The following is a 14,984-nucleotide window of genomic DNA, read 5'->3' on the forward strand; positions in this document are numbered from 1 at the left end:
ATGCCGTTTAAAATAATGTGCTATTGTAGCTGGTCTTTGTCGGGAGCTTAACGGACAGTCTCCCAGAATAACACCTGAGGATAATCAAAACGTCATGACGCGTGTGAAATATCTGGTGGCAGCAGCCACGTTGAGTCTGGCGCTGGTAGGTTGCTCCAGTTCCAAAGAAGTGGTCCCCGATAACCCGCCAAACGTGCTTTATGCGACCGCCCAGCAAAAGCTGCAGGACGGTAACTTCAAAGGTGCGATTGCGCAACTGGAAGCGTTAGATAACCGCTATCCATTTGGGCCATACTCACAGCAAGTGCAGTTGGATCTGATTTATGCCTATTACAAGTCAGCGGATTTACCGCTTGCTCAGGCGTCTATCGATCGCTTCATGCGTTTGAATCCGACTCATCCAAACATCGACTACGTCATGTATATGCGTGGTCTGACCGATATGGCGTTGGATGATAATGCACTGCAAGGATTCTTTAATGTCGACCGCTCGGACCGTGATCCACAGCATGCACGCGCTGCGTTTCGCGATTTCAGCCAGCTGATCCATTCTTATCCAAACAGTCAGTATGCGACCGATGCCAATAAGCGTCTGGTCTTCCTGAAAGATCGTTTGTCTAAGTATGAGCTATCAGTGGTGCAATACTACACTAAACGCGGGGCTTACGTCGCCGTTGTTAATCGTGTTGAGCAAATGATGAAGGATTATCCGGATACTCAAGCAACGCGTGATGCGCTGCCGCTGATGGAAAATGCTTACAAAGAACTGCAATTGAATAACGAAGCAGACAAAGTTGCCAAAATTATCGCGCAGAACCCTGCCTGATAATTTCTCGACCTGTGTGTTTAAAACGGTGGCTACGGCTGCCGTTTTTTTTACCTGTTTTTTGGTTTGAAGATGAGCAATCAATCTAGAATCCCACCCATTTATCTCTTTGATAATGCGGTATTACGTACTAAGACTCAACCCCCTTTCGCCACAAAATTAGCGCAAATCACAATTTAGCCTGCCTTGACAAAAAGTGACGAAAAAGTGTGACGCAGATCACACATTTAGTCTCAAAGGACGGTATGCTGGACCTACCAAGACGGAAAGACAGAGAGGTAAGTTAATATGATCGTAAACATTACCAGCAAACAAATGGACATCACTACAGCGATTCGGGAGCACGTCGAAGACCGTCTAAAAAAACTGGAAAAATGGCAGACTCAGTTAATTAATCCACACATTGTTCTTTCTAAGGAGCCGCACGGGTTCGTCGCAGATGCCACAATTGGCACCGCCAATGGCCCTCTGGTAGCAAGCGCGTCACATGATGATATGTATGCAGCAGTGAATGAGCTGATTGCGAAACTTGAGCGCCAGTTGAACAAGGTTCAACATAAAGGTGAGGCTCGCAGAGCCGAAGGTAGCGTTAAGGATATTATCCTACAGCCCACTGTCGAGGAGTAGCCCCTCCAGCACTGCACGGTCTGGGTTTTAAAGAACTTAAATGACCACCACCAACGCGCCCATTCGGGCGCGTTTGCGTTTTAGCCAATATTCGCCCCGCAGAGTAATAGCAGTGCAAACGGCAAATGTTATTGACAGGGGGAAAAGCCAGAGGTTACCTTAAAGGCACACAAACCATGAGTAACTATTCGACTATGACCATCAAACCGTTTTTCTTCGCATTCTTTTTTACCTTCCCCTGACTGGGAGGCGTTTCGTCGTATAAGAAAGAATGCGAAGACGAACAGAAAGCCTCCCAAAGGGAGGCTTTTTTTATACCTGTTTATTTATAACTGTAATAACCGTCGTATATAAAGCTGCACCGGCGTTACCTGTTCTCGTTGGCACGAATCACCGATCGACTTCAGCTCAACGGAACTTGCTCACAGGCGGGCTTGATGCAACTTCAATGACGATAATCTCAAGAATTTTTGGCTTAGAATATTCCTGAACGCCACCCGTCTTCAGGACAGACAATTAAAAAGGCATAACCGATGAGTGAAACCCCGTTACTTGACCTGCGTGAGCGTATCAGCGCACTGGACGTTAAATTACTTGCCCTGCTGGCAGAGAGACGCGGCTTAGCCGTTGAAGTCGCCCAAACCAAGATGCACACCCACCGCCCTATCCGCGACATCGAGCGTGAGCGTGAGCTGCTAAACCGACTGATTATCGAAGGTAAAAAGCATGACCTTGACGGCCATTACATCACGCGGGTATACCAGCTTATCATCGAAGACTCCGTACTCACCCAGCAAGCTCTGCTCCAGCAGCATTTGAACAAGACCGCATCAGGCTCCGCGCGTATCGCCTTCCTGGGTCCTAAAGGTTCTTACTCTCACCTCGCCGCTCGCCAATACGCTGCTCGCCATTTTGATCAGTTCATCGAATGCGGGTGTCTCAAGTTTCAGGATATTTTCACGCAGGTTGAGACTGGCCAGGCCGAGTACGCAGTATTGCCAATCGAGAACACCAGCTCCGGCTCTATCAATGACGTTTATGACCTGCTGCAACACACCAGTCTGTCTATCGTGGGTGAACTGACCAACGTCATCGACCACTGCGTTCTGGTTGCGGCCGAAACAGACATGTCAAAAATCGAGACGGTCTACAGTCATCCGCAACCGTTCCAGCAGTGCAGCCAATTCATCAGCCGCTATCCACAGTGGAAAATCGAGTACTGTGAAAGTACCGCCGCCGCAATGGAGAAAGTTGCAGCCTCCAAGTCACCTAACGTGGCTGCACTCGGCAGTGAAGCTGGCGGTGCGTTATATGGTTTACAGGTTCTGGAACACAATCTCGCTAACCAGAAGCAAAATATTACCCGCTTTATCGTGCTGGCAAGAAAGGCTATCGACGTTACCGAACAGGTTCCAGCGAAAACGACGCTTATTATGGCGACCGGCCAGCAGTCCGGTGCGCTGGTTGATGCACTGATGGTGTTCCGCGAGCAGGGTATTATCATGAGCAAGCTGGAATCTCGCCCAATCAACGGTAACCCTTGGGAAGAGATGTTTTATGTCGATGTTCAGGCCAATCTGCGCTCTGAAGAGATGCAAACTGCACTGAAAAATCTAACCCCGATCACCCGTTCACTTAAGGTACTCGGTTGTTACCCAAGTGAAAACGTTGTGGCGGTTAATCCGGAATAAGCCTCGCAAAAAGGCGCTTAGCTGCAGTAAAAAAGGCCAGTACGGAGAACCGACTGGCCTTTTTTCTATTCGATGAAATCGACTATCAGCGACGGATGTCGTTCGCCTGTCGCAGCAGCGAGCCACTCTCTTTCAGGAAACGCGGCGCATAATCGCCAAACCAGTCTTCGACCAGTCTGAACTTATCAATAAACGCCTGCTTGTCACCGCTTTCGAGCAATGCCATCGCCTCGCCGAACCGCTTATAGTAGCGCTTGATCAAGGCGATATTATTCTCTGAGGACATGATGATGTCAGCGTACAGCTGCGGATCCTGGGCAAACAGACGCCCAACCATCGCCAGCTCGAGGCGATAGATTGGCGATGAAAGCGCCAGCAGTTGTTCAATCTCTACGTTCTCTTCCGACAGGTGCATCCCATAGGCAAAGGTGGCGAAATGGCGCAGCGCCTGAACAAAAGACATGTTCTGATCGTGTTCGACCGCGCTGATTTTATGCAGCCGTGCGCCCCACACCTGAAGCTGTTCAAGCAGCCATTGATAGGCTTCCGGCTCACGACCATCGCAGTACACCACAACCTGTTTAGCCAGGCTAGCCACGTCTGGACCAAACATCGGGTGGAGCCCGACGACCGGACCCTCATGCGCGGCCAACATTGCCTGCAACGGTTTATTCTTAATAGACGCCAGATCAACCAGAATACAGTCATCCGGCAGCTTCGGCAGACGACCAATCACCTCTTCGGTCAAATGAATCGGCACGCTGACGATAACCATGCCCGCATCGGCAAGCATCGATTCGGCCTGTGGCCAGTCTTCCTGCTCCAGCGATTTCACCTGATATCCGGACAGTTCCAGCATACGGGTAAATAGACGGCCCATCTGACCTTTACCGCCAACAATGACGACCGGACGCAGATTCGGATGCAGTGTCTTGAAGCCTTTATCATTTTCACTGGAATAGGACTCACGCATCACGCGGCGCAGGACATCTTCAATCAGATCGGCGGGAACGCCCAAATTGACCGCTTCCTGCCGGCGCGAGGCCAGCATCGCGGCTTCGCGCTCGGGGACATAAATCGGCAAGCCATAACGGCTCTTCACTTCGCCGACTTCTGCCACCAGGTGCAAACGTCTCGCTAAAAGATCCAACAGCGCTTTATCGACCTCATCGATCTGGTCACGTAATGCATTAAGTTCGGCCACCATAAAACGTTTATTCTCCTGAAATTCGTGCTGCCAGCGCGTCGCCGAGTTCATGATGCATGTTACGCAGCAGGGCCTCGGTGGTTTCCCAGTTAATGCAGGCGTCAGTCACCGATACGCCGTAGCGCATGTCTGAACGCGGCTGCTCTGAAGATTGATTGCCTTCGTTAAGATGGCTTTCAAGCATCAATCCGGTAATTGAACGGTTACCGGCTTTAATCTGGCTGATGGCCGATTCGGCAACCAGCGGCTGGCGGCGATAGTCTTTATTTGAATTGCCATGGCTGCAATCTATCATCAAGGAAGGACGGAGTCCCGCACCCTGCATATGTTTTTCACAGTCCATGACATCTTCTGCGCTATAGTTGGGGGTTTTGCCACCGCGCAGAATAACGTGTCCGTCTGGATTTCCCTGAGTCTGCAGCAGGCAAACCTGCCCCGCCTGGTTGATCCCCACAAAACGGTGAGGCATTGCAGCGGCGCGCATAGCGTTGATGGCGGTGCCGAGGCTACCGTCAGTCCCATTTTTAAAGCCCACCGGCATCGACAGGCCCGAGGCCATCTCGCGGTGAGTCTGCGATTCGGTGGTACGTGCGCCGATAGCAGACCAGCTGAACAGGTCGCCAAGGTATTGCGGACTGTTCGGGTCTAACGCTTCGGTCGCGATTGGCAGACCCATAGTGACCAGTTGCAGCAAGAGATTACGCGCGATGTGCAAACCTGCTTCAACATCGAAGGTACCGTCCATGTGTGGGTCGTTGATAAGCCCTTTCCAGCCCACGGTAGTACGCGGCTTTTCAAAGTAGACACGCATCACGATGTACAGACGATCGCTCAGCTCTTCGGACAGGGTTTTCAAGTGACGCGCGTAATCTATTGCAGCATCGAGGTCGTGAACAGAGCATGGACCACAGACAATGAGCAGGCGCGGATCACGGCCGTGGATGATATCTGCGATCGTCTGACGAGACTGCTCGATACTGGTTTGATTTTCTACGCTCAGAGGGAATTTGTTTTTCAGCTCTTCAGGCGTAATCAGAATCTGTTCCGCACTGATGTGCACGTTGTTCAAGGCGTCTTTTTGCATGATGGTTACTCGCGATAAATTTTGAATTTTTTGCTGTGTATCAGCACTGCGGACAACGATAACACAGGCTGTAAACTTTTCAAACCCAGAGTGTAAACTTAAAATTACCAATCACACTGCAACCCCCCCGCCAGTTTACAGACATCAAAAACTTGCATAAAAACCATCTAATACAGCAATTAAACAATCAATTACGCCTTTAAAAACAGGCTAAAACCCTCAACATTTCACGCTATGTGTAAACTTAAAATTACAAAACATGTTTATGCGGCACAAATCTTCCGCTGATTTATTCACTTTTTACTTTTCTTGAGACGAAAAAAAACGGCCCGCTAAGCGGGCCGTTTATATAACACTTGAGAATGTTATCGTGCGTTAACGCGGTTAAGACGCTCTTTGATACGCGCTGATTTACCGGTACGCTCACGCAGGTAGTACAGTTTCGCTTGACGAACTTCACCACGACGTTTAACAGTGATGCTGTCAATAACAGGTGAGTGAGTCTGGAACACACGCTCAACACCTTCGCCGTTAGAAATTTTACGAACAGTGAATGCAGAGTGCAGACCGCGGTTACGGATAGCGATAACCACGCCCTCGAATGCCTGCAGACGCTTCTTGCTTCCTTCAACAACCCATACTTTCACTTCGACCGAGTCACCTGGACGGAATGAAGGTACGTCTTGCTTCAGCTGCTCTTGTTCGATTTGCTTAATGATATTGCTCATAATATATCTCTTACCCTAGGTAAACTGATAGTTCGGGAAATGCCTGGAGCTATTGCTCAAACATACCCTTATTAGTCTTGTTGACTGATTCGATGTTCCCGCTGGAACTCTTTCAGCAACACCTCTTGCTCGTCAGTCAGAGCTAGGTTTTCCAGAAGTTCAGGTCTTCTAAGCCAGGTACGACCCAGCGACTGCTTCAAACGCCAGCGACGTATTTCTGCATGATTTCCCGACAGTAAAACCGGCGGTACTTCCATGCCTTCCAACACTTCCGGGCGGGTATAATGAGGACAGTCCAGTAATCCATCGGCAAAAGAATCTTCTTCTGCCGAAGCATGATGACCCAGCACACCCGGTATAAAGCGGGATACTGAATCAATCAACGTCATAGCTGGGAGCTCCCCACCGCTAAGAACATAATCACCGATTGACCATTCTTCATCAATTTCGGTTTTGATTACGCGCTCATCGATCCCTTCATAGCGACCACATACCAGAACAAGTTTCTGGTGAGCCGCCAGTTCGCAAACGCCTTGCTGATCAAGTTTGCGACCCTGTGGTGAAAGATAAATCACCTTAACGCCTTCGCCTGCCGCTGCTTTAGCTGTATGAATCGCTTCCCGTAAAGGTTGCACCATCATCAGCATTCCCGGGCCGCCGCCGTAAGGGCGTTCGTCCACGGTGCGATGCCGATCGTAGGCGAAGTCACGAGGACTCCAGCACTCTACGCTCAGCAGGCCATTCTTAACTGCCCGGCCAGTCACTCCGTAATCGGTGATTGCGCGAAACATCTCAGGGAAAAGGCTAACTATACCAATCCACATAGCCTAATCCTCATAACGACATTCCACTCAGCCTTCGTTTCTACGCAAGTAGACATTACGGAGGTCAAAAACCAGGATCCCAATCTACTTCAATGATGCGAGTAGTGAGATCGACTTTCTTGATAACCTGCCCATCGAGGAACGGAATCAACCGTTCCTTGATGCCAAATGCATCTTTCAGGTTTGCTTTAACTACCATGACATCGTTAGAACCGGTTTCCATCATATCGATGATTTTACCCAGTTCGTAACCGGTGGATGTTACTACCTGGCAACCGAAAAGGTCTTTCCAGTAATAATCACCCTCGCCGAGGTCTGGCAGCTGGCTTGAATCTACGACAATCTCGCGATTGGTCAATAGGTTAGCCGCATCCCGATCGTCAACGCCTTTGACTTTGATGATCAGGTCCTGATTGTGGCGCTTCCAGCTTTCCAGCTCTACCGCTTGCCACTTACCTGCCTGCTGGATAAACCACGGCTGGTATTCGAAAATGCTTTCGGCGTCTTCGGTGGATGAAAACACTCTGAGCCAACCGCGAATACCGTAAGTTGAGCCCATTTTACCGAGAACAATCGGTTCTTCGGGCGCCACTGGATTGAGTTGCTTGCTCATTGCCACCACCGCGACAGATTAAGCTGCTTTCTTAGCGTCTTTGATCAGCGAAGCTACGCGATCAGAAACGGTTGCACCCAGATCTTGCCAATGAGCAATACGATCCAGGTCCAGACGCAGTGCTTCAGCCTGGCCAGAAGCCAATGGGTTGAAGAAGCCTACGCGCTCGATGAAGCGACCATCACGAGCATTGCGGCTGTCGGTCACTACTACTTGATAGAACGGACGCTTTTTTGCGCCGCCACGTGCCAAACGAATTGTTACCATAACATCCTCTTTAGTGAATAAAACAACCAGACCCCATCGGGGAACGGGGTCTGGTTGCTATATAAAAAGCCCGAAAATTTTACTCATTTTGGCGCAAAAAGCAATCGAAAGCGTCGATAACCTCAAACTACTTTTGGCCAGCAGCTAATTAGCGGTACTTATTATCATGTTGAACAGCGTCTTATCGGCCAGGGAAACCGGGTGGCATCATACCTTTCATGCCACGCAGCATTTTAGCCATGCCACCGTTCTTCATTTTCTTCATCATGCGCTGCATGTCGTCGAACTGCTTGAGCAGTCGGTTAACGTCTTGCACCTGCATACCGGCACCCAGCGCGATACGGCGCTTGCGGGAACCCTTGATAATCTCTGGCTTGGCGCGCTCTTTAATAGTCATCGAGTTAATGATGGCTTCCATGCGCACCAGCACTTTGTCGTCCATTTGCGACTTGACGTTGTCAGGCAGTTGACCCACGCCCGGCAGCTTGCTCATCATGCTGGCCATGCCACCCATGTTACGCATCTGCTTCAGCTGGTCGAGGAAATCGGTGAGGTCGAAACCGTCGCCCTTTTTCATCTTGTTGGCCAGCTTCTCGGCCTGGGCACGGTCTACCTTGCTTTCGATATCTTCGATCAGGGAAAGCACGTCGCCCATTCCCAGAATACGTGAAGCCACGCGGTCCGGATGGAAAGGCTCGAGGGCATCGGTTTTTTCACCCATACCCAGGAATTTAATCGGTTTGCCTGTGATGTGACGAATAGACAGCGCCGCACCACCGCGCGCATCACCGTCTACCTTGGTCAGGATAACACCGGTCAATGGCAGCGCTTCGTTGAAGGCTTTTGCGGTATTGGCGGCATCCTGACCGGTCATGGCATCGACCACGAACAGGGTTTCCACCGGCTTGATGGCCGCATGGACCTGTTTGATTTCGTCCATCATCGCTTCGTCAACGTGCAAACGACCGGCGGTATCCACCAGCAGCACGTCAAAGAACTTCAGCTTGGCATGCTGAAGTGCAGCATTAACGATGTCGATAGGTTTCTGGCTGACGTCGGAGGAGAAGAACTCAACCCCAACCTGCTCGGCCAGCGTTTCAAGCTGTTTGATCGCCGCAGGGCGATAAACGTCGGCAGAAACGACCAGCACTTTTTTCTTGCGCTTTTCTTTCAGGAATTTTGCGAGCTTAGCGACGCTGGTCGTTTTACCCGCCCCCTGCAGACCGGCCATCAGCACCACAGCCGGTGGCTGCGCGGCAAGATTCAGCTCGGAGTTCGCTTCGCCCATTGCTGTTTCCAGCTCTTTCTGGACGATCTTTATAAACTCCTGCCCCGGTGTCAGGCTTTTGTTGACTTCGGTGCCAACGGCCGCTTCTTTCACACGGTTGATGAAGTCACGCACTACCGGTAAAGCAACGTCTGCCTCCAGCAATGCCATACGCACTTCACGCAGGGTTTCTTTAACATTTTCTTCGGTCAGCCGCCCACGGCCGCTGATATTGCGCAGTGTGCGCGACAATCGATCGGTTAAATTATCAAACATCGTCTCTTGCTCAACGTAATGACAGGCCGCCTTTGCGACACAATTGCGGGATTATAACACGAGAAGTCCGCACAATCTCTGCCCGATATATAAAGGTAAAAACAGGAAGGTTGTTGGAGCACGACGCCGGGGACGCTATACTGGCTTTCTCATTCATTTTTCGACGCAAATGACACAATATGCCAGCTTTAGCTCTTGTCGCCATGATCGCCTATTTGTTAAGCCTTTCACTGATCATTCCCAGCCTGATCCGCAAGAATGGCACCTATCGGCGCATAGCGTTACTTTCGGCTTTCGTTGCCCTGATTTGTCACGCCATTACGCTCGAACAGCGGGTATTTGACGTCAGCACTGGGCAAAACCTGAGTCTGGTCAATATCGGCTCTATCGTCAGCCTGATCATTTGCACCGTCATGACCGTGGCCGCCTCGCGCAGCCGCGGGTGGTTTATTTTGCCGATTGTCTACTGCTTTGCGTTAATCAATCTGGCCCTGGTTGCTTTCCTGCCAGGCGAATTTATCACTCACCTTGAGGCCAGCAAAGGCCTGCTGGTGCACATCGGATTAGCGCTTTTCTCTTACGCAACGCTGATTATCGCCGCGCTTTATGCGCTGCAACTGGCGTGGCTCGATTACCAGCTCAAGAACAAGAAACTGAGTTTCTCAGCCGACATGCCGCCGCTGATGAGCATCGAGCGCAAACTGTTCCATATCACACAGGGCGGGGTAATCCTGCTGACCCTGACGCTTTGCACAGGCCTGTTATATATGGAGAATCTCTTCAGCCGCGAAAACATCGACAAAGCGGTGCTGTCTATTCTGGCCTGGCTGGTTTACATCGTTCTGCTGTGGGGACACTATCACGAAGGCTGGCGTGGCCGTCGCGTGGTATGGTTTAGCATGGCAGGTGCCATTTTGCTGACGCTTGCCTATTTCGGCAGCCGCCTTATTCAGCAGCTCACGGTCCATTAATCGTTATTCGTAACTATTAATCTATAAATAAATAAGGAATTACCGTTGGAGCACGTCTCTACAACTACCCTCATTATCATCCTGGTTGTCATGGTGGTAGTTTCCGGCTATTTTTCGGCTTCCGAAACCGGAATGATGACCCTCAATCGCTACCGTTTACGCCATCTTTCCAAGCAGGGCAACCGCGCCGCGCGCCGCGTGGAGAAACTTCTCAAGCGTCCCGATCAGCTCATCAGCCTGGTACTGATTGGCAACAACCTGGTCAATATTCTGGCCTCTGCGCTGGCGACTATCGTGGGTATGCGCCTCTACGGCGATGCCGGTGTGGCGATTGCCACCGGTGTGCTGACCTTCGTGGTACTGCTGTTCGCTGAAGTCCTGCCAAAGACCTATGCGGCGCTTCACCCGGAGCGCGTCGCCTTCCCAAGCAGCCTGCTGCTGCGTCCGCTTCAGACCATCATGCTGCCGCTGGTCTGGCTGCTCAACAGTCTCTCGAAGGTTCTGATGCGCATGTTTGGTATCAAAACCAACGTTGGCATTAGCGATGCAGTCAGCAAGGAAGAGTTACGCACCATCGTGAACGAGTCACGCTCACAGATTTCCCGCCGCAATCAGGACATGCTGCTGTCGGTGCTGGACCTGGAAAAGGTCTCGGTCGATGACATAATGGTGCCGCGTAACGAAATCGTCGGCATTGATATCAACGATGACTGGAAGTCAATTATTCGCCAGCTGACCCACTCGCCGCACGGTCGTATCGTGCTTTACCGCGACTCTCTCGACGACTCAATCGGCATGCTGCGACTACGCGAAGCCTATCGACTGATGACCGAAAAGCGTGAGTTCAACAAAGAGAACCTGCTGCGCGCCGCCGACGAGATTTACTACATCCCGGAAGGCACCCCGCTGAATATTCAGCTGGTCAAGTTCCAGCGCAACAAGAAGAAAGTCGGCATCGTGGTCGATGAGTATGGCGATATTCAGGGGCTGGTCACGGTTGAGGATATCCTCGAAGAGATAGTGGGTGACTTCACGACCTCGATGTCGCCAACGCTTGCAGAAGAAGTGACCCCGCAGAGTGACGGCACCGTGCTGATTGAAGGTAGCGCCAACGTACGTGAGCTGAACAAGGCCTTCAACTGGAATCTTCCAACCGAAGGGCCGCGTACCATCAACGGGATGCTGCTCGAGGTGCTGGAAGATATTCCAAAAGCCGGAACCAGCCTGCGTATCGAGAGCTATGAGGTCGAGATCCTCGACGTACAGGACAACATGATCAAACAGGTCAAGGTCCGACCGTTGAAGACGCTGCGCAGCAGCACCGAACACTAATTCCTTCGCGGATCCTATTCTGCGGGTAATAAAAAAGACGCGATCAATATCGCGTCTTTTTTTATGCTTTTAAACCGCAGGAATGCAGCGATTCAATGCTGAACGACTAGATGTGCAGTTCGGTCAGCTTCTCTGGTGGCAGCGCCAGTTCGTCGTTGTGGTTGATACCGATTTCGCTATCAACGATGTGCTGAGCGATTTCCTGTGCTTCTTTCAGCGAGTGCATGTTGCAGGTACCGCACTGATAAATGTTCAGCTCAGGGATCTGGTTCTGATCTTTAACCTTCAGGATATCGGCCATTGCCGCTTTCCATGAGTCAGCAACCCGCTTTTCGTCCGGTAACCCAATCAGGCTCATGTAGAAACCTGTGCGGCAACCCATCGGAGAAATATCGATAATTTCGACGCCGTTACCATTCAGGTGGTTACGCATAAAACCAGCGAACAGGTGCTCCAAAGTATGGGTACCACGTTCGGTCATCACTTCAATATTCGGGCGGCAGAAACGCAGATCGAATACGGTAATGGTGTCCCCACTTGGGGTTTTCATGGTCTTAGCGACGCGAACAGCAGGGGCTGCCATTCGTGTATGGTCTACCGTAAAGCTATCCAACAGTGGCATATCGTCACCTCTCCTAAAAAAATTTATTTTTTTATCGAACTCAGGAAACCTTTTCCCATATCACGAGTCTGAATATATGAAAGACGCGCATTTGTTATCATCATCCCTGTAAACAGAGATGTTTGTTTTGGCCACATTGATTGTGGCCTTTTTCTTTTGTGGCTTCCTGCCTCAGTTTCCAGCAAGTGTCGCCAGGTACTCTTCAAAGCTTAGCTTATCATTCGCTTCAAGGTCGCGCTGACGCAGCCTGGAAGCCTCGCTCTCTTGCGCCAGCTCCTGCTCGCTCAACACCTCAAGAGGCTCATCAAGCAGCATCTGACGATATTTATCCGCCCACTTAACGCCGAGATTACCCTGCCCTTCGGCCTTCATCTCTTTCAGGATACGTGCAGAATAGGTCAGTTCCGGATTATCGAAGGCGGCAACCAGTTCACGGCACACGTCTTGATACTCGCGATTTCCATTCTGGCTATCCAGCACTTCAGCAACGCGCGCCAGATCGGCGAACAGTGATTTACCGACTTTATCTAACGGCTGCCTGACATCATCACAACCAATACCAATCGTCTGCCCCGGCTTGCGTCCTTCCAGAATTACGCGATTCCAGTTTTGACGCGTACAGCGAATCTCATCGCTGTTCATTTCCGGCGCATCGGCTAATGCACACCATATCAAAAATAGATCGAGGAAACGTGCCTGAGAGGCATCAATACCGATCGGGGTGAATGGGTTAATGTCGAGGGATCGCACCTCAACGTATTGGATCCCACTACGCCGCAGTGCATCTGAAGGAGTTTCGCCTGATTTAGTGACACGCTTAGGACGGATAGGAGCATAAAGCTCGTTCTCAATCTGTAACACATTGGTGTTTAACTGGAGATATTTTCCCTCTTTTTTCAGGCCAATTGCCGCGTATTCATCCCACGGAGTACGGGTTGCGCGTTTAACACCGGCGATGTAAGTCTCGAGGTCATTAAAGGTAATGCCCAGATTACTTTGAGATTTACTGGTGTATCCCAAGTCACTTAAGCGCAGTGAAGTGGCATAAGGAAGATAGCACAGCCCGTTTTCGGTGTACTCAAACGGCAAGTTCGTTTCTCGGCCCTTGATGAAGGAAGAGCAAATTGCCGGCGACGCCCCAAACAGATAAGGGATAACCCAGCCGAAACGGTAATAGTTGCGAATGACATTCAAATAACCGGCGGAGATAGCGTCCTTACCACTCTCGGCATCGCTGATGCCCAGACGCGTTTGCCAGAATTCGAGAGGCAGAGAGAAGTTGTAGTGAATACCGGAAATAGTCTGCATCAGCGCACCGTAGCGGCTTTTCAGCCCCTGACGATACAGGGTTTTCAGCTTGCCGATGTTCGACGTGCCGTACTGCGCCAGCTCGATGTCTGCGGCCGAATCAATGAAGCAAGGCATGCTGAACGGCCACATTCTTTCGTCGCCCAGTTCTCTTGCAACATGGCGATGAATATCACGCAGCACCTGCAAAGTATGCTCAACACTGTCATCAACCGGGGTAATAAATTCTAGAAGAGCCTCGGCAAAATCGGTAGTGATCAAATTATGCGTCAATGCCGAACCTAAAGATTCAGGGTGACCCGTCGTTGCCAGCGCGCCATTTGGGTTAACGCGCAAGGTCTCGCGCTCAATCCCCCGACAAATACCTTTTACTGCTTGGGGATGGGCTTCCAACCAGGAAAGCGCCTTTGATACGTCCGGGATCAAATTGACCTCCCGCTGTTTGGAAAAGTTAACTCGTAAGTTTTCTGAATCTGCATAGATGTGACCATCATTGATAACCGATACCAACCTAACCTCGCCCTGAGTGCACCTTAGGTGTTCACTTCAGAACATGCGTAGCCCAGCCTGCCAAAACGCCTCTAGAGCGTCCGTACGTCGACGTAGGCCATATTGGCCCTCTTGGCTGCTTCGATACCGAAATCGGCGTCTTCAAACACCACACACTTCTCTGGCGGCACACCGATCAGCTCTGCGCAACGCAGGAAGGTGTCGGGTGCTGGCTTGTGATTTTCTACATCGTTGGCGCCGACGACCGCGTCGAAGCACTCACGCAGCCCCAGATGACGCAGCAGTGCGTCCGCCATCCAGTATTCGCTGCCGGTGCCGACCGCCATAGGGCGACGCCCGTGAAACGCCTTTACCACCTCAATCAGCGGTAATGGCTGAACTGTATCAAGCAACATCTCCTGCACGGCTGAGGTTTTCTCAGCGGCGAGGTGGTGGGGATCGAGCTCCACGCCGTTACTATCAATTATATGCTTTGCAATTCGCCAGGTGGGCGAACCGTTTAAAGCAGCCATATCAGCTACGTTGAACTGCAGGTTGTATTTCGATAATACCTGGCTCCAGGCTTTACGATGCGTCGGCTCTGTGTCCAATATGGTACCGTCCATATCAAATATCAATCCTTCGTATCCCTCGTACAGCTTGTAATCCATAAACACCGCCTGCTGTTAACAAATATGGGGAAACTACTTTAGCGTAAAGATAGGAAATTGTCGCTTTTTGTCAGGCTGGACAGCACATAGGGCGTAGGACAAAAACAGAGAGGATTGCGAGAAGATATCTTCGTGAAGCGCAGAAAGCAAAAAACCCGCCTAAGCGGGTTTTTTATTACGT

The 14,984-nt window shown here is 50.8% G+C and carries 16 protein-coding genes and 1 other annotated feature; of the genes, 6 read left to right on the plus strand and 10 right to left on the minus strand.

The features are described from left to right. Positions 1 to 94 precede the first annotated feature (94 nt). The 4 genes from bamD to pheA all read left to right on the plus strand — a co-directional run bounded on the left by bamD (position 95) and on the right by pheA (position 3,144). The gene (gene bamD, locus O1V65_RS15065; RefSeq protein WP_017493584.1) at positions 95 to 826 is read left to right on the plus strand and encodes an outer membrane protein assembly factor BamD; all 732 of its coding nucleotides are present in this window, start codon (positions 95 to 97) and stop codon (positions 824 to 826) included. Between the two features lie 288 nt (positions 827 to 1,114). Then, positions 1,115 to 1,453: a ribosome-associated translation inhibitor RaiA gene (raiA, locus tag O1V65_RS15070; protein ID WP_017493585.1), complete on the plus strand. Its 339-nt coding sequence runs from the start codon at positions 1,115 to 1,117 to the stop codon at positions 1,451 to 1,453. Between the two features lie 193 nt (positions 1,454 to 1,646). After that, positions 1,647 to 1,769, plus strand: a sequence feature (Phe leader region). Then, complete coding sequence (locus O1V65_RS15075; protein WP_193312005.1) at positions 1,648 to 1,695, plus strand: hypothetical protein; 48 nt, start codon at positions 1,648 to 1,650, stop codon at positions 1,693 to 1,695. (Overlaps the previous feature by 48 nt.) A gap of 217 nt (positions 1,770 to 1,986) precedes the next feature. Continuing rightward, complete coding sequence (gene pheA / locus O1V65_RS15080) at positions 1,987 to 3,144, plus strand: bifunctional chorismate mutase/prephenate dehydratase (protein WP_017493586.1); 1,158 nt, start codon at positions 1,987 to 1,989, stop codon at positions 3,142 to 3,144. A gap of 85 nt (positions 3,145 to 3,229) precedes the next feature. On the opposite strand, the gene tyrA is transcribed toward pheA, so the two are convergent. From tyrA to ffh, 7 genes are all read right to left on the minus strand, one after another. Further along, complete coding sequence (gene tyrA, locus O1V65_RS15085; RefSeq protein ID WP_026110762.1) at positions 3,230 to 4,351, minus strand: bifunctional chorismate mutase/prephenate dehydrogenase; 1,122 nt, start codon at positions 4,349 to 4,351, stop codon at positions 3,230 to 3,232. 7 nt (positions 4,352 to 4,358) lie between these two features. Further along, on the minus strand, positions 4,359 to 5,435 hold the full coding sequence (locus O1V65_RS15090) for a 3-deoxy-7-phosphoheptulonate synthase (protein ID WP_269129846.1): 1,077 nt from the start codon (positions 5,433 to 5,435) through the stop codon (positions 4,359 to 4,361). A 365-nt stretch (positions 5,436 to 5,800) separates the two neighbouring features. After that, on the minus strand, positions 5,801 to 6,163 hold the full coding sequence (gene rplS / locus O1V65_RS15095; RefSeq protein WP_017493589.1) for a 50S ribosomal protein L19: 363 nt from the start codon (positions 6,161 to 6,163) through the stop codon (positions 5,801 to 5,803). 71 nt (positions 6,164 to 6,234) lie between these two features. Next, complete coding sequence (trmD, locus tag O1V65_RS15100) at positions 6,235 to 6,987, minus strand: tRNA (guanosine(37)-N1)-methyltransferase TrmD (RefSeq protein WP_017493590.1); 753 nt, start codon at positions 6,985 to 6,987, stop codon at positions 6,235 to 6,237. A 64-nt stretch (positions 6,988 to 7,051) separates the two neighbouring features. Continuing rightward, positions 7,052 to 7,600, minus strand: a complete 549-nt coding sequence (gene rimM / locus O1V65_RS15105; RefSeq protein ID WP_017493591.1) for a ribosome maturation factor RimM — start codon at positions 7,598 to 7,600, stop codon at positions 7,052 to 7,054. 18 nt (positions 7,601 to 7,618) lie between these two features. Then, a complete protein-coding gene (gene rpsP, locus O1V65_RS15110) occupies positions 7,619 to 7,867 on the minus strand; it encodes a 30S ribosomal protein S16 (RefSeq protein ID WP_017493592.1) in 249 nt (82 codons plus the stop codon). Between the two features lie 181 nt (positions 7,868 to 8,048). Beyond that, a complete protein-coding gene (gene ffh, locus O1V65_RS15115) occupies positions 8,049 to 9,410 on the minus strand; it encodes a signal recognition particle protein (protein ID WP_017493593.1) in 1,362 nt (453 codons plus the stop codon). Positions 9,411 to 9,589: 179 nt separating this feature from the next. On the opposite strand from ffh, the gene O1V65_RS15120 reads away from it, so the two are divergent. Together O1V65_RS15120 and O1V65_RS15125 are read left to right on the plus strand one after the other, a co-directional pair. Then, complete coding sequence (locus tag O1V65_RS15120) at positions 9,590 to 10,381, plus strand: cytochrome C assembly family protein (RefSeq protein ID WP_017493594.1); 792 nt, start codon at positions 9,590 to 9,592, stop codon at positions 10,379 to 10,381. A gap of 45 nt (positions 10,382 to 10,426) precedes the next feature. Further along, a complete protein-coding gene (locus tag O1V65_RS15125; RefSeq protein WP_084913219.1) occupies positions 10,427 to 11,713 on the plus strand; it encodes an HlyC/CorC family transporter in 1,287 nt (428 codons plus the stop codon). Positions 11,714 to 11,819: 106 nt separating this feature from the next. Here the strand turns inward: O1V65_RS15125 and luxS are convergent, their stop codons facing one another. From luxS to yqaB, 3 genes are all read right to left on the minus strand, one after another. Further along, entirely contained in the window at positions 11,820 to 12,335 is a 516-nt protein-coding gene (gene luxS, locus O1V65_RS15130; RefSeq protein ID WP_026110385.1) for an S-ribosylhomocysteine lyase, read from the minus strand. A gap of 171 nt (positions 12,336 to 12,506) precedes the next feature. Further along, positions 12,507 to 14,069 carry a glutamate--cysteine ligase gene (gshA, locus tag O1V65_RS15135; RefSeq protein ID WP_017490845.1) on the minus strand — a complete coding sequence of 521 codons (1,563 nt, stop codon included), beginning with the start codon at positions 14,067 to 14,069 and terminating at the stop codon, positions 12,507 to 12,509. 155 nt (positions 14,070 to 14,224) lie between these two features. Further along, positions 14,225 to 14,791: a fructose-1-phosphate/6-phosphogluconate phosphatase gene (yqaB, locus tag O1V65_RS15140; protein WP_165429950.1), complete on the minus strand. Its 567-nt coding sequence runs from the start codon at positions 14,789 to 14,791 to the stop codon at positions 14,225 to 14,227. Between the last annotated feature and the right edge of the window lie 193 nt (positions 14,792 to 14,984).

The organism is Rouxiella badensis, from assembly GCF_026967515.2.
Classification (GTDB): Bacteria; Pseudomonadota; Gammaproteobacteria; order Enterobacterales; family Enterobacteriaceae; genus Rouxiella; species Rouxiella badensis.